The organism is Arthrobacter sulfonylureivorans (assembly GCF_022637435.1).
In the GTDB taxonomy this organism is placed as follows: domain Bacteria; phylum Actinomycetota; class Actinomycetes; order Actinomycetales; family Micrococcaceae; genus Crystallibacter; species Crystallibacter sulfonylureivorans.
On record NZ_CP093326.1, the window covers coordinates 110941 to 134284 of the forward strand.

Annotated in this window: 24 protein-coding genes; 14 read left to right on the plus strand and 10 right to left on the minus strand. The window is 67.1% G+C overall.

From position 1 onward, the window contains the following. From tilS to dacB, 3 genes are read right to left on the minus strand one after another with little or no spacing between them, the layout of a single operon-like run. Window positions 1–1113, minus strand: coding sequence for a tRNA lysidine(34) synthetase TilS (gene tilS / locus MNQ99_RS00565; protein ID WP_241914051.1), 1113 nt, complete (start codon window positions 1111–1113; stop codon window positions 1–3). Continuing rightward, entirely contained in the window at window positions 1110–2282 is a 1173-nt protein-coding gene (locus MNQ99_RS00570) for a zinc-dependent metalloprotease (protein ID WP_422387477.1), read from the minus strand. The genes tilS and MNQ99_RS00570 overlap by 4 nt, the downstream gene beginning before the upstream one ends. Before the next feature lie 57 nt (window positions 2283–2339). Next, window positions 2340–3752 (minus strand): D-alanyl-D-alanine carboxypeptidase/D-alanyl-D-alanine endopeptidase, encoded by a 1413-nt coding sequence (dacB, locus tag MNQ99_RS00575; RefSeq protein WP_241914053.1) that lies wholly within the window; start codon window positions 3750–3752, stop codon window positions 2340–2342. A 165-nt stretch (window positions 3753–3917) separates the two neighbouring features. Here dacB and MNQ99_RS00580 point away from each other — a divergent pair, with 165 nt between their 5' ends. The 4 genes from MNQ99_RS00580 to MNQ99_RS00595 all read left to right on the plus strand — a co-directional run bounded on the left by MNQ99_RS00580 (window position 3918) and on the right by MNQ99_RS00595 (window position 6374). Continuing rightward, a complete protein-coding gene (locus tag MNQ99_RS00580) occupies window positions 3918–4442 on the plus strand; it encodes an inorganic diphosphatase (protein WP_127513138.1) in 525 nt (174 codons plus the stop codon). 142 nt (window positions 4443–4584) lie between these two features. Next, complete coding sequence (locus tag MNQ99_RS00585; RefSeq protein ID WP_241914054.1) at window positions 4585–5211, plus strand: hypothetical protein; 627 nt, start codon at window positions 4585–4587, stop codon at window positions 5209–5211. A 98-nt stretch (window positions 5212–5309) separates the two neighbouring features. Further along, the gene (locus MNQ99_RS00590) at window positions 5310–5735 is read left to right on the plus strand and encodes a DUF1761 domain-containing protein (RefSeq protein WP_127513140.1); all 426 of its coding nucleotides are present in this window, start codon (window positions 5310–5312) and stop codon (window positions 5733–5735) included. A gap of 165 nt (window positions 5736–5900) precedes the next feature. After that, on the plus strand, window positions 5901–6374 hold the full coding sequence (locus MNQ99_RS00595; protein ID WP_241914055.1) for a hypothetical protein: 474 nt from the start codon (window positions 5901–5903) through the stop codon (window positions 6372–6374). 135 nt (window positions 6375–6509) lie between these two features. Here MNQ99_RS00595 and MNQ99_RS00600 read toward each other — a convergent pair whose 3' ends face one another. Next, on the minus strand, window positions 6510–7424 hold the full coding sequence (locus MNQ99_RS00600) for an HAD family hydrolase (RefSeq protein WP_241914056.1): 915 nt from the start codon (window positions 7422–7424) through the stop codon (window positions 6510–6512). Between the two features lie 127 nt (window positions 7425–7551). Further along, window positions 7552–8841 carry a serine--tRNA ligase gene (gene serS, locus MNQ99_RS00605; protein WP_241914057.1) on the minus strand — a complete coding sequence of 430 codons (1290 nt, stop codon included), beginning with the start codon at window positions 8839–8841 and terminating at the stop codon, window positions 7552–7554. A gap of 109 nt (window positions 8842–8950) precedes the next feature. Between serS and MNQ99_RS00610 the strand changes: the two genes are divergently transcribed. After that, window positions 8951–10036, plus strand: coding sequence for a diacylglycerol/lipid kinase family protein (locus MNQ99_RS00610; protein ID WP_241914058.1), 1086 nt, complete (start codon window positions 8951–8953; stop codon window positions 10034–10036). Between the two features lie 108 nt (window positions 10037–10144). Further along, window positions 10145–11113 carry an IS481 family transposase gene (locus MNQ99_RS00615; RefSeq protein WP_241914059.1) on the plus strand — a complete coding sequence of 323 codons (969 nt, stop codon included), beginning with the start codon at window positions 10145–10147 and terminating at the stop codon, window positions 11111–11113. A gap of 45 nt (window positions 11114–11158) precedes the next feature. On the opposite strand, the gene MNQ99_RS00620 is transcribed toward MNQ99_RS00615, so the two are convergent. The 3 genes from MNQ99_RS00620 to MNQ99_RS00630 all read right to left on the minus strand — a co-directional run bounded on the left by MNQ99_RS00620 (window position 11159) and on the right by MNQ99_RS00630 (window position 12823). Beyond that, window positions 11159–11488: a hypothetical protein gene (locus MNQ99_RS00620; RefSeq protein ID WP_241914060.1), complete on the minus strand. Its 330-nt coding sequence runs from the start codon at window positions 11486–11488 to the stop codon at window positions 11159–11161. Window positions 11489–11570: 82 nt separating this feature from the next. Continuing rightward, the gene (pheA, locus tag MNQ99_RS00625) at window positions 11571–12497 is read right to left on the minus strand and encodes a prephenate dehydratase (protein WP_127513146.1); all 927 of its coding nucleotides are present in this window, start codon (window positions 12495–12497) and stop codon (window positions 11571–11573) included. Beyond that, window positions 12497–12823 carry a rhodanese-like domain-containing protein gene (locus MNQ99_RS00630; RefSeq protein WP_127513147.1) on the minus strand — a complete coding sequence of 109 codons (327 nt, stop codon included), beginning with the start codon at window positions 12821–12823 and terminating at the stop codon, window positions 12497–12499. Before MNQ99_RS00630 ends, pheA begins: the two co-directional genes overlap by 1 nt. Before the next feature lie 128 nt (window positions 12824–12951). Between MNQ99_RS00630 and MNQ99_RS00635 the strand changes: the two genes are divergently transcribed. From MNQ99_RS00635 to MNQ99_RS00645, 3 genes are all read left to right on the plus strand, one after another. Continuing rightward, on the plus strand, window positions 12952–13695 hold the full coding sequence (locus MNQ99_RS00635; protein ID WP_241914061.1) for a Type 1 glutamine amidotransferase-like domain-containing protein: 744 nt from the start codon (window positions 12952–12954) through the stop codon (window positions 13693–13695). A 73-nt stretch (window positions 13696–13768) separates the two neighbouring features. Continuing rightward, on the plus strand, window positions 13769–15151 hold the full coding sequence (locus tag MNQ99_RS00640; RefSeq protein WP_241914062.1) for an amidase: 1383 nt from the start codon (window positions 13769–13771) through the stop codon (window positions 15149–15151). 195 nt (window positions 15152–15346) lie between these two features. After that, the gene (locus MNQ99_RS00645) at window positions 15347–16750 is read left to right on the plus strand and encodes a peptide MFS transporter (protein WP_241915428.1); all 1404 of its coding nucleotides are present in this window, start codon (window positions 15347–15349) and stop codon (window positions 16748–16750) included. A gap of 194 nt (window positions 16751–16944) precedes the next feature. Here the strand turns inward: MNQ99_RS00645 and MNQ99_RS00650 are convergent, their stop codons facing one another. After that, the gene (locus MNQ99_RS00650; protein WP_241914063.1) at window positions 16945–17385 is read right to left on the minus strand and encodes a DUF4190 domain-containing protein; all 441 of its coding nucleotides are present in this window, start codon (window positions 17383–17385) and stop codon (window positions 16945–16947) included. A 151-nt stretch (window positions 17386–17536) separates the two neighbouring features. On the opposite strand from MNQ99_RS00650, the gene pgm reads away from it, so the two are divergent. From pgm to MNQ99_RS00665, 3 genes are all read left to right on the plus strand, one after another. Further along, window positions 17537–19183 (plus strand): phosphoglucomutase (alpha-D-glucose-1,6-bisphosphate-dependent), encoded by a 1647-nt coding sequence (gene pgm, locus MNQ99_RS00655; RefSeq protein ID WP_241914064.1) that lies wholly within the window; start codon window positions 17537–17539, stop codon window positions 19181–19183. Window positions 19184–19312: 129 nt separating this feature from the next. Next, entirely contained in the window at window positions 19313–20638 is a 1326-nt protein-coding gene (locus MNQ99_RS00660) for a uracil-xanthine permease family protein (protein ID WP_241914065.1), read from the plus strand. A 138-nt stretch (window positions 20639–20776) separates the two neighbouring features. Beyond that, on the plus strand, window positions 20777–20986 hold the full coding sequence (locus MNQ99_RS00665; protein WP_127513153.1) for a dodecin: 210 nt from the start codon (window positions 20777–20779) through the stop codon (window positions 20984–20986). Window positions 20987–21098: 112 nt separating this feature from the next. Here MNQ99_RS00665 and MNQ99_RS00670 read toward each other — a convergent pair whose 3' ends face one another. Beyond that, the gene (locus MNQ99_RS00670; protein WP_127513154.1) at window positions 21099–21287 is read right to left on the minus strand and encodes a ferredoxin; all 189 of its coding nucleotides are present in this window, start codon (window positions 21285–21287) and stop codon (window positions 21099–21101) included. 220 nt (window positions 21288–21507) lie between these two features. Between MNQ99_RS00670 and MNQ99_RS00675 the strand changes: the two genes are divergently transcribed. After that, on the plus strand, window positions 21508–21981 hold the full coding sequence (locus MNQ99_RS00675) for an HtaA domain-containing protein (RefSeq protein ID WP_241914066.1): 474 nt from the start codon (window positions 21508–21510) through the stop codon (window positions 21979–21981). A 170-nt stretch (window positions 21982–22151) separates the two neighbouring features. Further along, a complete protein-coding gene (locus tag MNQ99_RS00680; RefSeq protein WP_241914067.1) occupies window positions 22152–23327 on the plus strand; it encodes a cytochrome P450 in 1176 nt (391 codons plus the stop codon). The last annotated feature ends 17 nt before the right edge of the window (window positions 23328–23344 follow it).

Genomic DNA, 23344 nt, shown 5'->3' on the forward strand with positions numbered 1-23344 from the left:
CTAGCGGTTCGACTGACCGGGGCTGCGGCCAGTTGCTCTCAACACAAGATTGCCATAGCCGGTGCCATCTTGGGGAACCGTATTGGCATTCGTCCGCCGGTAGACGCTGACGAATCCGGCCAACTGCACGGGGCCGGCCGAACCGTGGCGGCGCAGCAGCGTTTCGGCCGCCTGCAGCCGCTCGTAGCTGGGATTCTCGCCGCCCAACTCCGCGGCGGCCAAGGCGATCACGCGGTGCTTCATGGCGGCCGGCAGCCGTTCCATGCCGTCGCGCTGCAATTCCACTCCGTCCGGCGTCACGAGCCTCACTCGACGGTACTCTTCGGCCGCTTGGGACTGCAGGTACTCCGCATCCGCGGCCAGGATCTGAGCCGAACGCCACAGCGCCTCTGCCACGCCGGGGCCCATTTCGTCCTCCAGGAACGGCATCACCCGGGTCCGGATCCGCGAGCGCATGAAGCGCGGATCCGTGTTGCTGGGGTCCTGCCAGGGCTGGAGCCCGGCCAGGGCGCAGACGTCCTCGGTATCCCGCCGACGCAGTGCCAGGAACGGACGCAGGTACTGGCCCCGCTTCACCGGCATGCCGGCCAGCGAGCGGGTGCCGGACCCGCGCCCTAGGCCCAGCAGCACCTGTTCTGCCTGGTCGTCCAGGGTGTGCCCCAGCAGGACAGCGGCCGCCCCGAATTCCGCCGCCGCAGCATCCAAGGCTGCATAGCGTGCCGTCCGGGCGGCGGCCTCCGGCCCCATCCCGGCGGATTCCACGCTCACCCGGCGCACCTGGACCGGCGCCAGGCCCAGCGATTCCAGCTGCAGCCGCGCACCCTCGGCCACCTCGGCACTGCCCGCCTGCAATCCATGGTCGACGACGACGGCTCCCACCCGGTAGGGACGGACGCCGTTGCGCGCGGGCCGGTTGAAGAATTCAGCGGTGATGGCCAGGGCCAGCGAATCCGGCCCGCCGCTGCAGGCCACCAGCAACAGCGGAGCCCCGCCGGAGTCCGCGGTGGCGGGTGCCGGCCCAAACTCTTCCAACGCCTGGCGCAACTGGTGCCGGACGGCCCCCACGCGCGGATGGAGCCGGGGCTTGCGCCGGTCCGCTGCCGCACCGCTCATGCGCGGCTGAGGTCCATGCGGCTGATCCACAGGTCGGGATGGTGGATCTCTTCCTCGGTGGGCAGATTTTCCGGACGCGCCCACACGGCGTTGAAGCCTTGCATGCCGACTTGCCGGGTCACGGCACGGACGAACTTGGCGCCGTCGGAATACTGCCGGGCCTTGGCGTCCAGGCCCATGAGCTTGCGGATCCAGTTCTCCAGCGCGCCGCGGCTCTGACCGCGGGCGTTGAATCGTTGCCGGATGGTCTTCACGGTGGGAACAATCGAGGAGTCCACCGCATCCATCACCACGTTGGCGTGGCCCTCCAGCAGGCTCATCACGGCCGTCAGGTGCGAGAAGACCGCCTTCTCCTCCGGTCCCTGGATCAGCTCCAGGATGGAACCCTTGAGCGACGAACCCGGCGCTCCGCCGTCGTCCTTCCCGCTGTCCTTGGTCGCGGCGACGGCGGCCTTGACGGCCTGCTGCAGCCGCTCGCCCAGTGTGTCCGATTTTTCCACCAGTGACGACGAGAGCTCGCCGATCTGTTCCATCATGTGGTCTCGCAGCCAGGGCGCCGCAGCGAACTGCACCCGGTGCGTTTGCTCGTGCAGGCAGACCCACAACCTGAAGTCGGACGGCACCACATTCAGTTCGCGTTCCACCGTCACGATATTGGGCGCCACCAGCATCAGCCGACCGGCCGCGGGGCCGCCGGGAAGCAGCGAGCAGAACGGGTCGTACTGGCCCAGCACCTTGCTGGACAGGAAGGAGAGGATGGCGCCCATCTGGGTGCCGGTGATGGCGCTGCCCACGGCCGTGGTGGCGCTCTTGAGCTGGTCCGGGCGCTTCTCGGCGAGCGCCGTGATGGCCGGAGCCAGCATGACCTCGAAGCTGCGGGCGTTGGCCTTTGACCAGGCCGCGCGGTCGATGATCAGCACCTCGGAATCGCGCAGGTCGCGGGCGGCATCCAGGCCGGTGATGCGGTGCACGTGGTCCACCGATTGCTCGGCAAGGCGGCGCAGCTCGTCCACGGCGGCACGGATTTCCGCGGCCTTCATCCGGGGGCCGGCCGGGGTCAGTTTGGCTGCCGTGGAGGCGGCCAGTTCCCAGTTGACCAGCCGCGGGGGCGGGCCGGGGGAGGCGCCGGATTCACTGGGGGTGGGTGCGCTGCTGTCCATGCGTCCCATCAGATCACATCAGCGCCAAGCCGGTCACTACCGGCCGTCCCGCGAATCGGTGCCCGGTCAGCGGCAACCGCAGCCGGCCAGGACCGTCGCGGCCCGGTCGGCGGCGGTGCGGGCGGCGTCGATCGAACCGGTCAGTCCATTGGCCACGAAGGCGAAAACCAAGAGCCGTCCGTCCGCGCTGGCCACGTAGCCGCTGAGCGACGTCACCGAGTTCAGCGTGCCGGTCTTGGCGCGGACCAGCCCGGCGCCGCCGGCGTTGGCCTCCAGGTACCGTCCGGACAGGGTGCCGGTCAGGCCGGCGATCGGCAGCGAACCGATTCCCGCCCGCAGGTCTGCGTCCTGGGCAGTGGCGATCAAGGTGACCGCCGCGGCCAGTTGTGCGGGACTCACCCGGTTCTTCATCGAGAGTCCGCTGGCATCGGCCAGCACCATCCCCTTCACCGGAATGCCCAGCCGTTCGGCCGCCTCCCGCACGGCCTCGGTGCCGCCGCCGAAGGAGCCGGGCTTCCCCACGGCGACGGCCGTGTTGCGGGCCAGGACCTCCGCCACGTAGTTGTCCGAGTGCTGCATCATGTAGGCCACCTGGCCGGCGACGGGTGCTGACTGCACCTCGGCCAGCACGGTCCCGTCAGCCGGTGCCGCAGCGCGGCCCACCTTGGCCGTCACGGAAAAATCCTTTCCGGCTACGGCCTGGGCCAGCGCATCCCGGAAAGCCGTCCCGGCCAGAGAAGCCGCATCGGCCACCAGGTCGCCCCCGCCATCGGCCTGGTCCCGCCCGGCATACAGCGCCAGCGGGTAGACCGGGGCAATCTCACCGTTCTTCACATCGCCCGGATCCCAGGCGGCGCTGATGGCCGGGCCGGAGTAGAGCGAGTCGTCCACCACCACGGTCAGCTCGCCCGTGTAATCGCTGGCGGCCAGTTTCCCGGCTGCCTGGGCAGCCAGCGTTGCCAGCCCGGCTTCACCCCAGACCGCGCCGGGCCGTGATTCCCCGGCCCCCAGCAGGGCATCGCCGCCGCCCACCAGGTACAGCACACCGGGGTTGCTGCCGCGCTTGACCGTGGTGCTGAGCCGCCGGTCCGCGCCAAGCGATTCCAGCGCGGCGACGGCGGTGAGAGTCTTCAGGTTCGACGCCGGAATCACCGGGTCGGCGGCACCCTTGTTGTACAGCACCTCGCCGCTGGTCGCATCGGTGACTGTCCCCGAAAAGCTGCCGGCGCCGTCGAACGCCAAGGCCTTGTCCAGCGCGGGCTTCAGCGCGGCCGGGTCGGGCAGCGGCGCCGTGCCGCTGCGTCCCGCCGGCGGCGGATCCAGTTCGGTGGGGGGCAGCTGCGCCGCCGGCGTGCTGATCACCGGCTCCGGCTGCGGCCACTCGATGGCCTGCGCCAGGTTGAATCCTGCGGGCACCGCCAGCGCGGCGAACACTACGGCCAGCAGCCCTGAGGTGAGCACACGGAAACCACGCCCCATGCTGCCCCTCCTGAGGATTGTGATTGTGTTGCTTATCCCCCCGACTCAACCCCGATGCCGGGGGGCGAAGGCAAGACCGATATCGTTAAGCGTAGTCGGCGCCGGGCAACGGTTGCACCAGCGGCGCCGAAGCCAAAAGACTGAACGTCTCCAAGGAGCGAAGCCATGCAGCATGACGTCACCATCGAGATCCCCAAGGGATCCCGGGTCAAGTACGAAATCGACCACGAAACCCACCGCCTCCGCCTGGACCGGGTGCTGTTCACCTCCATGCAGTACCCCACCCACTACGGCTACTTCGAGGACACGCTGGGCGAAGACGGCGATCCGCTGGACGCCATGGTCATGCTCCAGGACTTCGACCTGCTGCCCGGCGTGCTGGTTGAGTCCCGCCCGATCGCCGTCTTCAACATGACCGACGACGGCGGCGGCGACGCCAAGGTGCTGTGCGTCCCCGCCGACAAGCGCTTCGACCACATCCAGGAACTCTCCGATGTGCCGGAGTTCCTGATCAAGGAGATCGAGCACTTCTTCACCCGCTACAAGGACCTGGAGCCGGGCAAATGGGTCAGGGCCGAGGGCTGGGCCGACCGCGCCGCCGCCGAGGCCGAGCTGGAAGCCTCGATCAAGCGCTTTGCCGCCCAGGGCGAGGACTCGGCCGCCGACGAGCCGCAGGGCCGCGACGTCTAGCTGACGCCTCCGCCGGGAGTCGGCGGGAACAACGACGGCGGTCCGGGCCTTGGAGGCCCGGGCCGCCTGCCGTTGGGGCGCACCGGACACGCCATCAACCGAAATCGGTTGTTCCCGTTGTGGTGGAGGCAATACTGGTGCCATGTATGTGCTCACCATCAACCAGCGTGATTCCCGCGAGGTGGGCGACCTGGTGCCCGAGCTGATCAAGTCGCTGCGCCATCTGCCGGCGGCCATCCCCTTCCAGCGCTCCGTCGGCGACGAGGCCATCGGCGCGGTCGGGGAAGCGTCCACGGCCATCGACGCCGCGCTGATCGCGCTGCGCAGCCGGCGCTGGCACGTGGGAGTTGGCGTGGGTGAACTGCGGCAGCCGCTTCCATCGGAGATCAAGGACGCCGAGGGATACGGGCTGGTCTACGCGCGGCGCGCCGTGAACCGCGCGCAGAAAACCGGCGAGCGCGTCCCGCTGGCGGTCTCCGGCCCCGACGCGGACGTTGCTGCCGAAGCAGAGGCCGTGCTGAGGTTGCTCGGCCAGATTGTCGCCACCCGCACGGACGCGGAGTGGAAGGTCCTGGACCTGATGACGCCGGGAGCGCGCGGCCAGCAAAAGTTCATTGCCGAGGAGTTGGGCATTACCGGCCAGGCAGTGAGCAAGGCCGTGGTCCGGTCGCACTGGGTGGAGGAATGGGCCTGCCGGCCAGCAGCAGCGCGGCTGCTGGACCTGGCCTACGGGCCACGGTCCTTGCCGGCCGCCGCGCTGCCCTACTGACCGGCCGCGCGTGCACTGCACCAGAGCCTGCGGCGTCTAGACTCCGTAAAAGAATGCCGCCGGCTCCCGTCTGTGGCGTGGAACAAAGGAGTGCACAAATGGTCCCCGAAATTAACGTCTGGGCGGTCATCGTGGCCACCATTTCCACCATGGTCGTCGGGTCCATCTGGTACACGCCGAAGGTCTTCGGCAACTACTGGATGAAGGTTGCCAAGGTCAGCCCCGGTGAAGGCAAGAACGCCGTGCGCCCCATCATCATCACGGTCATTGTCAGCTTCATCAGTGCCTGGGTGCTGGCGGGCTCGGCTGCCATTGCGCAGGACTTCTATGGCGGCAACTTCCTCTGGAACACCGTGCTGACCGCCGTGATCCTGTGGGCCGGCTTTACCGCGGCCCGCTTCGTCACCCATGACGCCTTCGAGGGGCGCCCGGCCGGGCTGACAGTGCTGAACATCGTGCACGAACTCGTCACGTTCCTCGTCATGGCGCTGATCATCGGCCTCTTCGGGATCAGCGCAGCCTGACTCGCACGCCAAGCGCCTGGCCCCGTGCCGCGGGGCACATGAGCGGTGTCATCGGGCGCCATGTGTAATCGCTGCGGGCCAAGTGACGACGGGCACCACGTGGACTCCCCCTCGTGCTGGGATCATTGATGAATCGATTCATCACCAGTTTGAGAGGCAATACCAATGATCGACGCCCTGCAAGACTTCACCGCTTCGCTACCCGCTGTCCTGCAATGGGTAGGTGTGGTCCTCGCCGCCGCGATCCCCTTTGTCGAGTCCTACTTCGGCTCCGTGATCGGCGTGCTTGCCGGCATCAATCCTGTGATCGCAGTCGTCGCCGCCATCGTGGGAAACGTCGCCTCGATGCTGGTCTTTGTGCTCAGCGCCCACAACATGCGCGCCAAGGTTGTTAGCAGCAAGGAGCCCCGTGTGCCCTCGCCCCGCCGGCAGAAATTGCGGCAGCAGTTCGACAAGTACGGCGTAGCCGGCGTGAGCCTGCTGGGCCAGACGATCCTGCCCAGCCAGATCACCTCGGCGGCGATGGTCTCCTTCGGGGCGTCGAAGAATGCGGTGATCCTCTGGCAGATCGTCTCGATCACCCTCTGGGGCACCGCGTTCGGCATCCTCGCCAGCCTTGGAGTTTCGCTCGTGGGCTGAATCCCGCAGCAGTCTCAGCCGGACCGTGTCCGGGTGCGGCTGCACCCGGGCACGGTCCGTCCAGTTCGGTGTCTAGTCCGGCACGCTGTTAGACCGGCACGGTATCAGGCCGGCACAGTGTTAGCCTGCACGGTGTTAGTCCAGCAGGCTGAGCAGGATGGGCGCCGCGCCGTCTTCTTCCACCGTTCCGGTCACTTCGTGGGCGACGGCGATGACCTCCTCCGGCGCCTGTCCCATGGCCACCCCGCGGGCGGCCCAGTCCAGCATTTCAATGTCGTTGCGCCCGTCGCCCATGGCCACCGTGTGCGACGGCTCCACGTCCAGCTTTCGACGCAGCGCTTCCAGTGCGCTGGCCTTGGTGACGCCGTTGGCGGCGATGTCCAGCCAGGCCGTCCAGCCCACTGAGTAGGTCACGCCCTTGAGTCCGGCGGTGTCGATGGCTGCCTTGAACTCTTCGGGCGTGTTTTCGGCGCTGGATACCACCACGCGCACTGCCGTGGATTCCAGCAGTGTTTCGAAGTCCACTCCCTTGGCTTCGATGCCGAAGCTGGCGTCCTGGAAGCGCTCGGTGGCCAGGAAGTTGCCTTCTTCGTCCTCCAGCGCGAACTTTGCGGTCGGCAGTTTCGAGCGCATCACGCGCAGGGCAGGGCCGGGATTGAAGGTCACCCGGTCTTCCACCTCGTAGCCGGCGTCCAGCGAGGTGTCGATCCGCAACGTGACACCGCCGTTGGAGCAGACCGCGTACCCCTTGGTCAGGCCGATCAGTTCGATGATCGGCAGCGTTGCATTCAGCGACCGCCCGGTGGATACGACCACTTCGTGGCCGGCGTCGACGACGGCGCGAGCCGCTTCGCGCACCGCATCGCTCATATGGCCGTCATGGTTGACCAAGGTGCCGTCCACGTCCAAGGCCACCAGCTTGCGGGCCCCGTTCTCGACGAAGTTGTTCCGCCGGGCCGCATTGGACTGATCTGACTTGTTTTCTGTCTTGTTTTTCGCTATCCGCTGGTCGTCGATGCCAGCGTGAGCTTTATCAGCTGTAGTTGTCATCCACCTAGTGAAGCATGACCAAGCTACGGACCGGTAGAAGTTTTCTACGGGCGAATGACACCCCGGTGAACGGACGCGGAACTGCAACGCACGCCGTCACCCCGGGATCAGGCCGCGGAGGCGGGTTTCAGCCGAGGACCGGCAGGACTTCCATCCCGCCCAGATAGGGCTGCAGGGCGCTGGGGACGTTCACCGAGCCATCGACGTTCTGGTGGTGTTCCAGGATGGCCACGATCCAGCGCGTGGTGGCCAGCGTTCCGTTCAGCGTGGCGACCGCCCGCGTGCCCTTCCGTTCGCCCTCTGCCGAGACTTGGCGTTCGCGGATGTTCAGCCGGCGGGCCTGGAAGGTGGTGCAGTTGGAGGTGGAGGTCAGCTCCCGGTAGGCCTGCTGCGTGGGCACCCAGGCTTCGCAGTCAAACTTGCGGGCCGCGCTCATGCCAAGGTCACCGGCGGCGGTATCGATCACCCGGTAGGGCAGTTCCACCTTCGCCAGCATTTCCTCTTCCCAGGCCAGCAGCCGTGCGTGCTCGTCGGCGGCTTCCTCGACCGGGCAGTAGATGAACATTTCCAGCTTGTTGAACTGGTGCACCCGAATGATGCCCCGGGTGTCCTTGCCCGCTGCACCGGCCTCCCGGCGGTAGCAGGAACTCCAGCCTGCATAGCGGGTCGGACCGGCGGTGAGGTCAAGGATCTCGTCGGCGTGGTAGCCCGCCAAAGCCACCTCCGACGTGCCCGTCAGGTACAGGTTGTCGCGCTCCAGACGGTAGATCTCGTCGTCGTGTTCAACATCAAAACCGGTGCCCTGCATCGTTTCCGGGCGAACCAGCGTGGGGGTGATCATCGGGATGAAGCCATTGGACACGGCCTGGTCCAGCGCCATGTTCATCAGCGCGATCTCCAGCCGGGCGCCCACTCCCTTGAGGAAGTAGAAGCGCGAGCCGGAAACCTTGGCCCCGCGTTCCATATCGATGGCGCCGATCAGTTCGCCGATGGCTAGGTGGTCCCTCGGTTCGAAGCCGTCCGGACCAAAATCGCGGGGCTTGCCGACCGTCTTGACCACGTTGAAGTCTTCCTCGCCGCCGGCGGGAACACCGTCCTCGATCAGGTTGGGGATACTGCGCAGCAACGACTCCTGCTGGTTTTGGGCGGCATCCGATGCCGCCTGCGCCTCCTTGACCGAAGCCGCCAGTTCCTTGACCTGCGCCAGCAGCGCGGCCTTCTCCTCGCCCTTGGCCTGCGCCACCTTCTTGCCGAAGACATTCTGTTCGGCGCGCAGCCCCTCGTACCGGTTGATCGCTTCCCGGCGCGCCACGTCGGCGGCGATGACGGCATCGACGACGGACTCGTCGGCGCCCCGGGCGCGCTGGGAGGCACGGAAGATCTCTGGATTGGCGCGGAGTTCGTTTACATCGATCACTTGCTAAGGGTACCCAAAAAGGCGTTCCGCCCTCGATCCGGTTCGCCCCCGCCCCGGGAGCGGTCCCGCGGGCCGCCCTCGGTGCGGCGCTGGATAAGCTAGGAGCACCATGCCTGCCGAATGGATACTCGCCCTCACCGTAGCCGCAGCGGCGGCCGCCTTTGTGGTGATCTGGCTGGGCATCCGCCGGACCTCCCGGCGCCGCATGGGAGCCGGGCCCGCCGATCCGGCGCCAACTCCGGTCCTACCCGACCAACGCGTGGTGTTCATCCTCAACCCGGTGAAGAACGGAGCGACCGAGGCCCGCCGCCAGGTGGAAGCTGCCTGTGAAGCCGCCGGCTGGAGTCCTCCGCTGGTCTTGGAAACCACCCCGGACGACCCGGGCCACGGGCAGGCAAAACGCGCCCTGGAGGAGCGGGCCGACGTCGTTATTGCCGGCGGCGGGGACGGCACCATCCGGGTGGTTGCCTCGGAATTGTCCGGCACCCAGGTGCCGATGGGCGTGCTGCCGCTGGGCACGGGAAACCTGCTGGCGCGGAACCTGGGTCTGGAACCCAGCGCCCTGCAGGCCAACATCAACGTGGCGCTGCACGGTGTGATCCGCAAGATCGATACCGCGGACATCACCTTGGAGAACGAGGCCACCGGGGTGCGCGTCGAGGACAGTTTCCTGGTGATCGCCGGCATCGGGGTGGATGCGGACGTCCTGGCCGACACCCGGGACGACCTTAAACGCCGGTTCGGCTGGGTGGCTTACTCGGAAGCCGGTGTCCGCCACCTGGCTGGTCAGCGTAAGCGGGTCATGGTCAGCATCGACGGCGGCCCTGCCCAACTCCGCAAGGTGCGCAGCATCCTGCTGGCCAACTGCGGGAAGCTTCCGGCGGGAATCGATTTCATCCCCACTGCGGAAATTGACGACGGCGAAATAGACATTGTGGTGCTCAGCCCGCGCAGCGTGGTTGGCTGGCTGTGGATCGCCGCCAAGACCCTGGTGCGGCACACAGCGCCGATTCCGGTGATCGAATACCACCGAGGGCGGACGGTCCGGATTACCGCACACGACCCGATGGGCACCCAGCTCGACGGCGACCCCTCGGGGCCCGTCACGTCGCTGACCGTTGAGGTCAGGCCCCGGTCGCTGGCCGTACGAACCGAGTCGATCCCCTCCGCCGACAGCGCCGGCCCCGCAGCCTAGGTGTAGTCTCCATGGACGTTAGGTACGTCCGGCGTGGCTGAGTGACATGAAGAAGACCTCCGGGTGAGGTGGAGCTTGTCTAGAGTTCACTTCTCACCGGAGGTCTTCATGTCCCACCCTAACGCCTTCCTCGCGCCCAAGGGCCGTCTCGAGCTGGCCAAGTGCATCGTCAAGGACGGTTGGACCTACCGCCGGGCTGCTGAGCGATTCCAGGTCTCGGTCAGCACAGCCAGGCGGTGGGCAGTCCGCTTCCGCGAAGACGGCGAAGCCGGGATGGAAGACCGCTCCAGCCGGCCCCATACCAGCCCGGGGCAGACGCCGAGGCGGCGTGAACGCCGGATCATCGCTTTGCGGGTTAACCGGCGGTGGGGACCGGACCGGATCGCCTACAAGCTCGGCATGCACCCGTCCACCGTCCACCGGGTACTCTCGCGATACCGGTTGGCGAAACTTACCTGGCAGGACCGGGCCACCGGACGAGCCATCCGCCGCTACGAACACGAGTATCCCGGGGACCTGGTGCACGTGGACATCAAGAAGCTCGGCCGGATCCCTGACGGCGGAGGACACAAAGTCCTTGGCCGCGGGGCAGGGAGGAAGAACAAGACCGGAACGGACGCCAACCGCCGGCCCGGCTATGCCTACCTGCATAACGCCGTCGATGACCATTCCCGGCTGGCGTACACCGAGATCCTCACCGACGAGAAGCAGGAAACCGCAGCAGGCTTCTGGGAACGGGCCAACGCCTTCTTTGAGTCCTGCGGCGTCACGGTCAAACGGGTGCTCACCGATAACGGATCCTGCTACCGTTCGAAGCTCTTCGCCAAGGCACTCGGCGCGGGGATCAGGCACAAACGCACCAGACCATACCGGCCGCAGACCAACGGCAAGGTCGAACGCTTCAACCGCACGATGCTGGAGGAATGGGCCTACGCCAAGCCATACGCATCAGAAACCGAACGCACCGCGGCCTTCGGAGCCTGGCTACACGATTACAATCACCACAGAGGCCACACCTCACTCAAAGGTCAGCCACCAGCCAGCCGCGTACCCAACCTCGCTGGAGACTACACCTAGGACGAGGGCAGCCGCTGCCGGCTCGGGGGAGCTTGGACGGGGTGCTTACGTGTCGTCGCCGCCGGCGTTGAGCGGATCGTCGCTGGCGTCGGCCTCGTCGGTGTCGTGCAGATCTTCACCCGGAATGTCGATGGGCTGCTCGTCCGCTTCGAGGGCCGGGATCTCCGCGTCCGGCTGTTCCAGGTCTTCCTCCGCGGGAATCGGGAATTCGCCGGCCGCCTGCTGGTTGATCAACTGCTGCTCCTCGGCGAAGCGCAGGTCATTTCCCTGGTCCCCGAGGTCGCCCACGCGGTTTTCGCTGGAGGTCTGGTTCAGCGCCTCCTCCGGGGTCGGCTCCCCGTCCTGGTACTGGTCCCTGTCGTTGTGCTGTGTCATGCTGCTCCGATCTGTGGTCCCGAGGTCAGTTTTCCTCAGCATACTGACCATAACAACCGGCGGATACCCCGGCAGCCGGTGTTCAGCGGACCTGCAGCAGTTCCCTGACCCAGCCATCGGCGCGCAGGAACGCTTCGTCCTGGTTGCTGCGCGGGATCGTGTGGCCGCGTCGGTCGGCGCGCGGATAGGAGCCCAGGAACCTCAGGCCCGGGCTGAGCCGGTGCAACCCGCGAACCGCGTCCGCCACGCGCTCCTCTGCCAGATGCCCTTCCGCGTCCAGGCTGAAGAAATAGTCCCCCAGGAACTGTCCGGTTGGCCGGGACTCGATCCTGCTCAGGTTTACCCCCCGGCTGGAGAGCTGTTCCAGGATCGCCACCAGCGCCCCCGGATGGTCCTGCGGCAGCGGGACCACCAGCGTGGTTTTATCCGCTCCGGTCGGTGCGGGAAGGACGCCGGGCCGGCTCACCAGAATGAAGCGGGTGACGGCGTCGGGAATGTCCCCGATGTCATCGGCAAGCACCTGCAGGCCGCGCTGCTGGGCGACCAGCGGCGAGCAGATCGCGGCCTGGTGACCGGGGGCCGGGTCCAGCAGCCCCACACCGGCCGCCGCCGTGGACGACGCCGGAAGATATGCCGCCTGCGGAATGTTTTCGCCGCACCAGGTCCGGCACTGGGCCCACGCATGCGGATGGGTGGAGACCACGGAGATCCCCTGGCGCTCCGTCCCGGGACGCACAGCCAGCACAAACCGGATAGGCACCAGTTGTTCGCCGATGATCTGCAGCGGCTCACCGCCCGCTATCGCGTCCAACGTGGCGCTGACGCCGCCCTCGACCGAGTTCTCGATCGGAACCATCGCTGCGCCGGCTTCGCCCGAGCGGACCGCATCCAGGGCGGCCTCCACGTTAGAGGCCGGGATCCGGGGCACGTCTTCGGCCCCGGGGACCTGAAGGAGGGCCGCTTCGGTGAAGGTGCCCTCCGGCCCCAGGAAGGTGTAGACGCTGGCCATTACTGGACCCGGGGCTCCTGCCCGTTCTCCGACACGATGGGCTTGCCCGCGTCCAGCCAGGCCCCCATGCCGCCGTGGATGTTGACGGCGGAATATCCGTTCGAATTCAGCCATTCCGTGGCCCGGAAGGAGCGGCCGCCGCTGCGGCACACCACGTGCAGGTCCACATCCGGGTCCAACTCCTCCAGACGCAGCGGCAATTCGTTCAGCGGAATATGCACCGCGCCGGCGATGTGCCCGGCTTCCCATTCGTAGTCCTCGCGCACGTCCAGAATGGTGGCGTCGCCGCCTACGCTGTTGACGTCCACGTTCTCGACATCGCTCATGGCAACCTCCGCAATGCGCGGCAGCCTCTGCTGCCGCTGATGATTTCTTTACTACGCGTCCCGGCAATTCGGCCGCAACACAAGCCTATAGTGGGATCGTCCGCTCCCTTAATGAGACAGGGGTATCCATGGCCGCTGACCAGCCGACCATCCTGGCCACCTCCGGAGGTTTCAAAGCCGGTGCGCGCAGCCGGATTGCGTTCAACCACCTGGTGCACCACGCCGTCGAACTGTCAGGGGCCACCGGGCGGGCGCCACGCTTGACCCACCTGGGCACGGCAGGCGGCGACCAGCGCTGGTTCCAGGCCGAACTGGACGAGGCGGCCCGGACGGCCGGCTACGACCTGAGCCATCTGAACCTGTTCACCATGCCGAACGTGTCCGACATCGAAGAGCACCTGCTCGGCCAGGATGTGGTGTGGGTAGGCGGCGGTTCGGTGGCGAACCTGCTGGCCGTGTGGCGGGTCCACGGACTGGATACGATTTTCCGGCGCGTCTGGCAGGCCGGCGTGGTGCTGGCAGGCGTCTCCGCTGGCTCCATCTGCTGGTTCCGCGGCGGCACCACCGACTCCTTCGGTCCCGATCTGCGCCCGGTCACCAACGGCCTGGCACTGCTGCCCTATGACAACGGCGTCCACTACGACTCGGAACCACAACGCCGGCCGCTGGTACACCGGCTCGTGGCGGACGGCATCCTGGGCGAAACACATTGCACCGACGACGGCGTGGGGCTGGTCTACCACGGCATCCAATTGGCCGGAGCGGTCAGCGAGACCGAAGGAAAACTGGCCTACCGGGTGACCGCCCAGGCCGGCGACGGACCGGAAGCCATTGCGGTGGAGGAACCGATCGAAGCCCGGTTCCTCGGCTGAACGGGACGGGCTGCGCACGGCAGGACAGCGCAGGATTGGCCCGCACCGCCACGCGGGGCTACAGTTACGGGCGATGACTGCACTGCATGATTTGACGGCGGTTGCCCAGCGCGACGCCGTGGCCCGCGGCGAACTGTCGGCCCGGGAACTGACGGACCACTATCTCCGCCGGATCGAGGCGCTGAATCCACGGCTGGGCGCCTTCATTACGGTCGGCTCCGACCAGGCGCTCAAGCAAGCGCGCGCCGCGGACGACCACCAGGCCCGCGGCGGGACGCTGGGCCGGCTGCACGGACTTCCGCTGGCGTACAAGGACCTCACCGACGTGGCCGGCCTCCCGACCACGCACGGCAGCGCCGCACTGGATCACCGTCCGGCGCTGGCGAACCACCCCCTGGTCGACGTGCTCGAATCCGCCGGCAGCATCACCCTGGGCAAGACCCAGGTGCCGGAATTCGGCCTGACCTCCTACAGCGAGAACCGAGTGGCTCCTCCGGCCCGCAACCCGCTGGATCCTACGCTGAGCCCGGGCGGCTCCTCCGGCGGTAGCGCCGCGGCCGTCGCCGCGGGCATGCTGCCGTTCGCGCCGGGCTCCGACGGCGGCGGCTCGGTGAGGATCCCCGCGGCCGCTACCGGGCTGGTGGGGCTCAAACCCGGGCGCGGCCGGCTGCCCGCCGGCACCACCGGCGACGACGCCGGCCAGCTGGTGGTGGCGGGCCCCCTGGCCCGCACCGCAGCCGACGCGGGCCTGCTCATGGACGCCATGGCCGACGAACCCTCGGCCCGGGCAGCCTCCGGCGCTGAACCGAATTTCCTCGACGCCGCCCTCCGCGCCGAAGGCCGCTTCCGGATCGGCGTGAGCACCGGCTCCCCGTTCGAGTCCGCCTACCCGCTCTCGCTGGAACCGGAGGCGAGCCAGGCGCTCGAGACGGCCATGGAATTGCTGCAGGGACTGGGCCACGACCTGGCGGACGCTGAGATCCGCTACGACAACCGCTACCCGGACGCCTTCGCCACAGTATGGACCGCCGGCCTGGCCCGGCTGGATCTGCCGGCCGGACGCGAAGCTCAGCTCATGCCGCTCACCCGGACCTTCCGGCGCCGCGCCGTGAAGCGCACGCCCCAGGCGCTGGCGGAGGCTTTGTCCGTGCTGGCGCGCTTCCAAGACGACACCCGGGCGCAGTTCGGCCGCTACGACCTGATGCTCACGCCGGCGCTGGCACAAACTCCGCGGCCGGTGGGCTGGTACACCTCCACCAGCGCGGACGTGGACTACATGCGCCAATGCCAATATTCGCCGTTCACATCGCTGGTCAACGTCTGCGGCCTGCCCGCCATTGCCGTGCCGGTCAGCACCACCGAAGAAGGCTTGTCCATGGGGATCCAGCTGATCGGCCGGCCGGGCTCCGAGGGCTCGCTCCTGGCCGTTGCCGCACAGCTGGAGAGCGTCCGCTGACCCGGCGCAGAACCCCGCGCTGACCTGCGGAAACGCCTTAGCACCCGGGCGGGCGCCGGGCAAGGATATGACAATGCGTGTCGCTGAGTGTCAGAATTGAACACCGTGAGCAATACCGTGCAGTCCGGGAATCCGCAGCCGGAACAAGCTATAAAGTCCAGTCAAACCGGCAAAACATTCTTCGGGCATCCACGGATGCTGGCCAATCTCTTCTCCGTAGAACTCTGGGAGCGTTTCTCCTTCTACGGCATGCAGGGCATCCTGCTCTACTACATGTACTACTCGGTCGCCGAGGGCGGTCTGGGCATCGACGAAGGCATCGCCACCGGACTGGTGGGCGCCTACGGCGGCGGCGTTTACCTCTCCTCCATTCTGGGCGCGTGGGTAGCCGACCGCATTCTGGGATCCGAGAAGGTCCTCTTCTACACAGGCATCATGGTCATGCTGGGGCACATCGCGCTGGCCCTGCTTCCGGGCGGCGTGGGGCTGGCCGTCGGCCTGATCCTGGTGGCCATCGGCTCCGGCGGCCTGAAGGCCACCGCCAGCTCGCTGGTCGGCTCGCTGTACAGCCTGAAGGACGACCGCCGCGATGCCGGCTTCTCGATTTTCTACATGGGCGTGAACATCGGCGGCCTGTTCGGCCCGCTGCTCACCGGCCTGGCCCAGGTGCAGCTTGGCTTCCACTACGGCTTCGGCCTGGCCGCGCTGGGCATGGCAATCGGCCTGACCCAGTACGCGCTGACCCGCAAGAACCTCCCCGAGGCCTCCCACCATGTGGCCCACCCGCTGCCGCGCGGCAACTACGGCAAGGTCGCCGCCGTGGCCGCGGCCGCCGTCGTCGTTATTGTGCTGCTGGTGGCCTTCGGCTTTGTCACCGCGGAAAACCTTGCGCCGATCATGGCGTGGCTGGCGATCATCGCCGCCGTCGTGTACTTCGTGGTAATCCTCTCCAGCAAGCAGGTGGACGGCGTGGAGCGCAAGCGGGTGTACGCCTTCATCCCGCTGTTCATCGCCTCGGCCGCGTTCTGGGCGCTGTTCCAGCAGCAGTTCACCGTGGTGGCCCTGTACGCGGACAAGCAGCTGGACCGCTCGCTGGGCGGCTGGGAAATGCCGGCCAGCTGGGTGCAATCCATCAACCCGGTATTCATCATCATCTTCGCCGGCATTTTCGCCGCCGTGTGGACCAAGCTCGGCCCGAAGCAGCCCAGCTCGCCGATGAAGTTCGCCCTGGGCCTGGTGGTCATGGGCCTGGCGTTCCTGGCCTTCATTCCGCTGGCCGGCGGCGGCGCCAACTCCACCCCGCTGCTGGCGATGGTCGGCATCCTGTTCCTGTTCACGATGGCGGAACTGTTCCTCTCCCCCACCGGGTCTTCGGTGTCCACCAAGCTCGCCCCGAAGGCGTTCCAGACCCAGATGGTGGCGCTGTTCCTGCTGTCCATCTCGCTGGGCACCACGCTTGCCGGCATCCTGGCCGGTTACTACGACCCGACCAATGAGGCCCCGTACTTCGGCTTCATCGGCGTGGTGGCGATCATCCTGGGCGTCGGCCTGGCCGCTGCCGTGCCGTCGCTGAAGAAGCTGATGGGCGGCATCCGCTAACCCCGGATCTTAAGCACGACGGCGATGCCCGGGTGAGGATTGGATCCTCACCCGGGCATCGCCGTCGTTAGGGGGCGTCTGATCCATGCACTACTCCTCATCGACTACGCAGCTCCGGCCCTTCTGAGCGTTCAAAAGGGCCGGAGCTGCGTAGTCGATGGCTGAAGTGGACCAGCGGTGCACCGCCGGCGGCGCTACATGCTGCCGAGGACGCCGATGAAGAGCAGAAGGCACCAGATGCCGGCCACCGCGTAGCCCATGATCAAACCCGCCAGCGCCATGCTGCGGCCGGCCGGCTCCTTGCCCAGTGCGATGTGGCCGAACACGATGGCCAGGACCTGCGGGACGAGCACGAAGCCGAACGTCACCACGGAGATGATGCCCAGCACCAGCGCCGCAATGCTCAGGCCCTTCGGCTGGGCCTGCGGCGTGTAGTACATCGGCTGATTGTAGTCAGGGCCGCCGTACGGCTGCTGGCTGGCGTACGGCTGGGCGTCGGGGCCGGGCCGGTAGGCGTACGGATGGGGGGCATCGGGCCACGACGGCGGCTGCTGGGCCTGGCCGGCGTTCGGATCCGTGTACCAGCCCGGGTGTTTCGGATCGTTGAAGGGCGGCCTGTTTTCCGTGCCGGACATGCTCTGGATTCCCCCTGGGGTAGATTCGCTGCTTCGCGCAGCTGCGGTGCGGGTGCCATTCCAGTCTAGGCGCGGCCCCGGTTGTGCAGGTATGGCGGCGGATCCGTCACGGACCGATACGGATCCTTGGGTTTTTTGGCATGCTTGAGGCATGGCAAACCGTGCGGGCACCGTGGCCCTCCCCAGCGACCTTGTAGACCTGACCGCGCTGCGGGACGCCTACTTCGACATCAAGCCGGATCCGGCCGACCCGGCCCAGCGCGTGGCCTTCGGCACCTCCGGGCACCGCGGCTCCAGCCTGAAGGCCTCCTTCAACGAGGACCACATCGCCGCCATCACGCAGGCGATCGTGGAGTACCGCGCCGGCCAGGGGATTGCCGGCCCGCTGTTCGTCGGCAAGGACACGCACTCGCTCTCCGACCCGGCGCAGGACACCGCCTTGGAAGTACTGGCCGCGAACGGTGTCACGGTGCTGGTCGATTCCCGCACCGGCTGGACCCCGACGCCGGCCGTCAGCCACGCGATCCTGACCCACAACGCCGCCCATCCCGACGCCCAGGGCGACGGGATCGTGATCACTCCCTCGCACAATCCGCCCGGCGACGGCGGCTTCAAGTACAACCCGCCGCATGGCGGCCCCGCGGACTCGGATGCCACCGGCTGGATCGCCGCGCGCGCCAATGAACTGCTGGAAGCCGGCCTGCGCGGGGTGAAGCGGATGACCTTGGGGCAGGCGCAGTTCTCCGGCGCGGTGGGGACCTACGATTTCCTGGGCGCCTACGTGGACGATCTGCCGCAGGTGCTGGATCTGGACGCCATCCGCGCCGCCGGGGTGCGGATCGGCGCGGACCCGATGGGCGGGGCCTCGGTGGATTACTGGGGTGCCATCGCCGAGCGGCACCGGCTGAACCTGACGGTGGTCAATCCGACGGTGGACCCGCAGTGGGCGTTCATGACGCTGGACTGGGACGAGAAGATCCGGATGGACTGCTCCTCGCCGTCGGCCATGGCCTCGCTGATCAACACGGTGCGCGGCGGCGGCGCCGCCTATGACATTGCCACCGGGAACGACGCCGATGCGGACCGGCACGGGATCGTCACCCCTGACGCCGGGCTGATGAACCCGAACCACTACCTGGCCGTGGCCATCGACTACCTCTACACGCACCGGCCGGATTGGCCGGCGGGGGCAGCGGTGGGCAAGACGCTGGTGTCCTCCTCGATGATCGACCGGGTGGCGGCGGGCCTGGGCCGGCGGCTGGTGGAGGTGCCGGTGGGCTTCAAATGGTTCGTGCCCGGCCTGCTCTCCGGCGAGGGCGTCTTCGGCGGCGAGGAGTCTGCCGGGGCCTCTTTTGTCCGCTTTGACGGCAAGCCGTGGTCCACCGACAAGGACGGCATCCTGCTGGCGCTGTTGGCTTCCGAAATCGCCGCCGTCACCGGAAAATCGCCGTCCGAACTCTACGGCGGGCTGACCGAGAAGTTCGGGTCGCCGTCCTACGCGCGCATCGACGCCGCAGCCACCCGGGAGCAGAAGGCAGCGCTGGCCAAGCTCTCCGCCGCGGACGTGGCTGCCACGGAGCTGGCCGGCGAGCCGATTACCGCCAAGCTGACCGAAGCGCCGGGCAACGGCGCGGCCATCGGCGGACTCAAGGTCACCACCGAAAACGCCTGGTTTGCTGCGCGGCCCTCCGGCACCGAGGACGTGTACAAGATCTATGCCGAATCCTTCCGCGGGCCGGATCATCTGGTGCAGGTGCAAACCGAGGCGAAGGCGATTGTGGACGCCGTCATCGCCTAACAGAGCGCCTGCCGAGTCACGGAGCCGTGCGCGTCTTCGAATCGTCACGACGGCGCGGCGCCGCTGTAGGAGCGGTAGGATGTCCTGCGGATATTTCCACTGACTCCCCCGACTCTTAAGAGGCCCACCATGAGCACGCCCGTGAAGTCATCGCCGTTCCGCTGGACGTTGCATGGCGACGGCAAGAACATTTCCGCGGGCACAGTGGTGGGGCCGCAGGAGCGGCTGACCTGGCCGCGCACCATTGGCATCGGCGCCCAGCATGTGGTCGCCATGTTCGGCGCCACCTTCCTGGTTCCGCTGCTGACCGGCTTCCCGCCCTCCACCACGCTGCTGTTCTCCGGTGTGGGCACCCTGCTGTTCCTGATCATCACGGCGGGGAGGGTCCCCAGCTATCTGGGCTCCAGCTTCGCGTTCATTGCGCCGATCAGCGCGGCGATGAACCAGCATGGGATGGGTGGCGCGCTCGGCGGCCTGATCATGGCAGGCGCCGTGCTCTTCCTGATCGGCCTCATCGTGCACAAGGCCGGCACGCATTGGATCCACGTGGTGATGCCGCCGGTGGTGACCGGCGCCATCGTGGCGCTGATCGGGCTCAACCTGGCCCCGACTGCTAAGAACAACTTCGAGCAAGCACCCGTGACGGCGCTGGTCACCGTGGTGGCCATCCTGCTGGTCACCGTGCTGTTCCGCGGACTGCTGGGCCGGCTTTCCATCCTGATTGGCGTGCTGGTGGGCTATGTGGTGGCCGTCCTGCGCGGCGAGGTGGACTTCTCCGCCATCAACGACGCTGCCTGGATCGGGCTGCCTGCTTTCCATACCCCTGAGTTCCACATCTCTGTGATCGGCCTGTTCGTCCCCGTAGTGCTGGTGCTGGTGGCAGAGAACATCGGCCATGTGAAGTCGGTGTCGGCGATGACCGGGCAGGATCTTGACCCGGTGACCGGCCGCGCCCTGATGGCCGACGGTCTGGCCACCGTTCTGGCCGGCAGCGGCGGCGGGTCCGGCACCACCACCTACGCCGAGAACATCGGCGTGATGGCAGCCTCCAAGGTCTACTCCACCGCCGCCTACTGGGTTGCCGGCATCGTCGCCATCCTGCTCAGCCTGTTCCCGAAGTTCGGTGCCGCCATCGCCACGGTTCCCCTCGGGGTCCTGGGCGGTGCCGGCGTGGTGCTCTACGGCATGATCGGCATCCTCGGCGTGCGGATTTGGGTCCAGAACCGGGTGAACTTTGCCAACCCGATCAACCTCTCCGTGGCCGGAGTTTCCCTGGTGGTCGGCATTGCCAACTTCACGTGGATTGTTGGCGAACTGCAGTTCGAGGGCATCGCGTTGGGCACCGCGGCCGCGCTGATCATCTTCCACGGCATGAGCGCGGTGGCCCGGTGGCGCGGCACCGAGCCGGTGGACTCGGCCGAAGACGAAGGCGTCAAACCGTCCAAGCTCGGCTAACCGTCACCCTGCTGTTAGCGCCAGCAACTCCATGCCCAGCCACGCTCCGCGCGGCCCTTCCCTAGACCGCAGGGACGCCTGGGGCTAGCGTTACAGACCACCGGGGAGTCCGCCCCGGGGCTGTCCGCAGGAGGAAGCATGGCCAACCACGTTTACAACGTCACCGAAATTGTGGGAACCTCGCCCGACGGCATCGACGCCGCGGTCTCCAACGCCATCGCCGAAGCGTCCAAGACGTTGCGCAATCTGGATTGGTTCGAGGTGAAGTCGGTCCGCGGCCACCTCAATGAAGGCAAGGTCTCGGACTGGCAGGTGACCATCAAGCTCGGTTTCCGGCACGAAAGCTAACGCGGGCCTGGATGAGGGCTTCCGGCGGCCAACGTGAACCATCCATCTTTCGTTGCGGCGCCGGCTGTCCCGAACATGCCAACGACCACAATGCGGCCGGGCCTGCCCGTCGTCATGCGAGCCGGAGGGCTGCCACGGGGCAGACGCGGACGGCAGCCTTAGCTGCTTCGAGGTTCGCAGCGTCCACGTCTTCAACGTCAACGACCAGTTCGCCCTCGTCATCGAGGTGCATCAGCTGAGGGGCTGCCTCTTCACACAGCCCGTGCCCCTCGCACCGGGGCCAGTCAACAACAATCTTCATCTTGAGCCTCCTCGCGGCAGCGCTGCCGCCCCTTGTCCCGCCGCAGCAAGGCGGTATGTGATCTTGCTTACGCTCAGAGTACACAGTGTCGTGTGAAAATTCACACCGTAAAGCCACGCAGCGGAAACGACCTGAAACCAACCTCGAGCGCGTTCTTGTATCGTCGACATCCATCACGTGCCTGAATAGGAACTTGGCGCCACTAGTGCAGGGAGCAGACATGGATGCAGGAATACTCTGGCCCATCAAGACGAGCCTGACGGCTTACATCGAGTCCCTCGACGACGGCAAGATCGACGTCATGGACCCTGCCGAGAGCCGCCCGGCAGGATTTTGGTTTCCGCTGCAGGCAGGACGTGCCGGGACCGCGGCGGGCGGCAGCATGGAATTCGCCGGCTCCGTCCGATTGAGCGGCCACTGGGGCATGCTCGACGTCGAATTCCGGGACCCTCGCTTGGACTTCGATGACGCTGGAGCGGTTCTGCTCATCCGTGAACGCGGCGGCATCAACCAGGATCGGTTCGTGGCCATCGCCCGCCTGACCCGCCAACTCGACGCATCGGCAACCGCAACCGACTTCGCAGCAGCCCTCACCGGCGAAGGCGCCTTCCTGTTGGGCGGCCAGTACCCAGCAGGCACGGCCCTGAGTCCGGTCCGCCTCCATTCGGCAACACCGGGGTCATCGTCGGCCTGAATGCACAGCGCGCATACGAGGGATTCAAAACATTCATTTGTCTTATGCGGAGGAACGCCGTTGGATAGCCATAGTGGCGCCGGACACATAATCCGGCTCCCGGTCCAACGAAAGCCCGCAGAAGCGCCTGCCGCTACCTGCGCCCCCTAGACGATGCGAGGTACCACGGAATGGTTGCAGTGCTGCAGACGTCCGACATCGACCTTTGGTCCGACGAAGTATTGCTCGACCCCTACCCGGTGTTCACGGAACTGCGCGAGCAGGCCGCGGCCGTCCGGCTTGAAAAGAATGACGTCTGGGTATTGACCCGGTATCAGGAGATCCGCGAAGCCCTCGGCAACTGGGAGGCCTTCTCGTCGACTGCGGTGGCTTTCAACCCGGACATGAACGGCGCCCTAATCGGCACCAGCCTCGCCACGGATCCGCCGCAGCACGAGGCCCTGCGGAGCGCCCTCACCGAGAACCTCTCCCCCCGCGCGCTGCGCAAGCTGAAGGCCAGCATCGATCAGAAGGCCGATGATCTGGTGGCCGGCGTGGTGGAACGGGGCTCGTTCGACGCCATTAGCGACCTGGCCCGCGAACTGCCGCTTCAGGTGGTGCTGGACCTCATTGGCGTGCAGGGCGACGTTCGCGACAAGATTCTTGACTGGGGGGCTGCGGCCTTCAACGTGCTTGGTCCGATGAACGAACGTACCGCGCAGAACTTCCCGCTGGCCGGGGAACTGTTCCACTGGGCCACCACGCTTCAGCGCGAGGAACTCGTTGAGGGCAGCATGGGCCGGGCGATTTTCGACGCCGGGCACCGCGGCGAGATTCCCGCTGCGAACTGCGGCAAGATCGTGCACCAATACGTGGCAGCCGGCCTGGATACGACGATCGCCGCGATCGGCAACGCCATCGCGGCCTTCGGCGCGAACCCCGACCAATATGAACTGCTCCGGCAGGACGCCTCGCTCATTCCGGCTGCTTTCAACGAGACGCTCCGCTATGAGGCGCTGATGCACGCCCAGGGCCGCGGCACCACGAAGGACGTGGACGTCGACGGCACCATCATTCCGGCCGGATCCCAGGTTGCCCTCCTCTTCTGCGCCGGAAACCGGGACCCCCGCCACTACCAGGATCCCGACACCTTCCTGGTGGAACGGAACCCGATCGACCACCTGTCCTTCGGGTATGGAGTGCATGGGTGTGCCGGACAGGGCCTCGCCCGGTTGGAGGCCTTCGCGGTGCTCGACGCGCTCCGCCGCCGGGTGAAGGCGTTTACGGTCGGCGAGGGAGTGCGGAAGATCAACAACTCCAGCCGCGGCCTGGACAGCCTGCCCGTCCTTGAGGTGGTCCCGGCCTGAGCGGCCTTTCCGCATCT

What these genes read in the sequence shown, in the direction of transcription:
- tilS (WP_241914051.1), bottom strand. Translation starts at nt 1,113, where the DNA reads ATGAGCGGTGCGGCAGCGGACCGGCGCAAGCCCCGGCTCCATCCGCGC.
- MNQ99_RS00570 (WP_422387477.1), bottom strand. Translation starts at nt 2,282, where the DNA reads ATGGGACGCATGGACAGCAGCGCACCCACCCCCAGTGAATCCGGCGCC.
- dacB (WP_241914053.1), bottom strand. Translation starts at nt 3,752, where the DNA reads ATGGGGCGTGGTTTCCGTGTGCTCACCTCAGGGCTGCTGGCCGTAGTG.
- MNQ99_RS00580 (WP_127513138.1), top strand. Translation starts at nt 3,918, where the DNA reads ATGCAGCATGACGTCACCATCGAGATCCCCAAGGGATCCCGGGTCAAG.
- MNQ99_RS00585 (WP_241914054.1), top strand. Translation starts at nt 4,585, where the DNA reads ATGTATGTGCTCACCATCAACCAGCGTGATTCCCGCGAGGTGGGCGAC.
- MNQ99_RS00590 (WP_127513140.1), top strand. Translation starts at nt 5,310, where the DNA reads ATGGTCCCCGAAATTAACGTCTGGGCGGTCATCGTGGCCACCATTTCC.
- MNQ99_RS00595 (WP_241914055.1), top strand. Translation starts at nt 5,901, where the DNA reads ATGATCGACGCCCTGCAAGACTTCACCGCTTCGCTACCCGCTGTCCTG.
- MNQ99_RS00600 (WP_241914056.1), bottom strand. Translation starts at nt 7,424, where the DNA reads ATGACAACTACAGCTGATAAAGCTCACGCTGGCATCGACGACCAGCGG.
- MNQ99_RS00610 (WP_241914058.1), top strand. Translation starts at nt 8,951, where the DNA reads ATGCCTGCCGAATGGATACTCGCCCTCACCGTAGCCGCAGCGGCGGCC.
- MNQ99_RS00615 (WP_241914059.1), top strand. Translation starts at nt 10,145, where the DNA reads ATGTCCCACCCTAACGCCTTCCTCGCGCCCAAGGGCCGTCTCGAGCTG.
- MNQ99_RS00620 (WP_241914060.1), bottom strand. Translation starts at nt 11,488, where the DNA reads ATGACACAGCACAACGACAGGGACCAGTACCAGGACGGGGAGCCGACC.
- pheA (WP_127513146.1), bottom strand. Translation starts at nt 12,497, where the DNA reads ATGGCCAGCGTCTACACCTTCCTGGGGCCGGAGGGCACCTTCACCGAA.
- MNQ99_RS00630 (WP_127513147.1), bottom strand. Translation starts at nt 12,823, where the DNA reads ATGAGCGATGTCGAGAACGTGGACGTCAACAGCGTAGGCGGCGACGCC.
- MNQ99_RS00635 (WP_241914061.1), top strand. Translation starts at nt 12,952, where the DNA reads ATGGCCGCTGACCAGCCGACCATCCTGGCCACCTCCGGAGGTTTCAAA.
- MNQ99_RS00640 (WP_241914062.1), top strand. Translation starts at nt 13,769, where the DNA reads ATGACTGCACTGCATGATTTGACGGCGGTTGCCCAGCGCGACGCCGTG.
- MNQ99_RS00645 (WP_241915428.1), top strand. Translation starts at nt 15,347, where the DNA reads ATGCTGGCCAATCTCTTCTCCGTAGAACTCTGGGAGCGTTTCTCCTTC.
- MNQ99_RS00650 (WP_241914063.1), bottom strand. Translation starts at nt 17,385, where the DNA reads ATGTCCGGCACGGAAAACAGGCCGCCCTTCAACGATCCGAAACACCCG.
- pgm (WP_241914064.1), top strand. Translation starts at nt 17,537, where the DNA reads ATGGCAAACCGTGCGGGCACCGTGGCCCTCCCCAGCGACCTTGTAGAC.
- MNQ99_RS00660 (WP_241914065.1), top strand. Translation starts at nt 19,313, where the DNA reads ATGAGCACGCCCGTGAAGTCATCGCCGTTCCGCTGGACGTTGCATGGC.
- MNQ99_RS00665 (WP_127513153.1), top strand. Translation starts at nt 20,777, where the DNA reads ATGGCCAACCACGTTTACAACGTCACCGAAATTGTGGGAACCTCGCCC.
- MNQ99_RS00670 (WP_127513154.1), bottom strand. Translation starts at nt 21,287, where the DNA reads ATGAAGATTGTTGTTGACTGGCCCCGGTGCGAGGGGCACGGGCTGTGT.
- MNQ99_RS00675 (WP_241914066.1), top strand. Translation starts at nt 21,508, where the DNA reads ATGGATGCAGGAATACTCTGGCCCATCAAGACGAGCCTGACGGCTTAC.
- MNQ99_RS00680 (WP_241914067.1), top strand. Translation starts at nt 22,152, where the DNA reads ATGGTTGCAGTGCTGCAGACGTCCGACATCGACCTTTGGTCCGACGAA.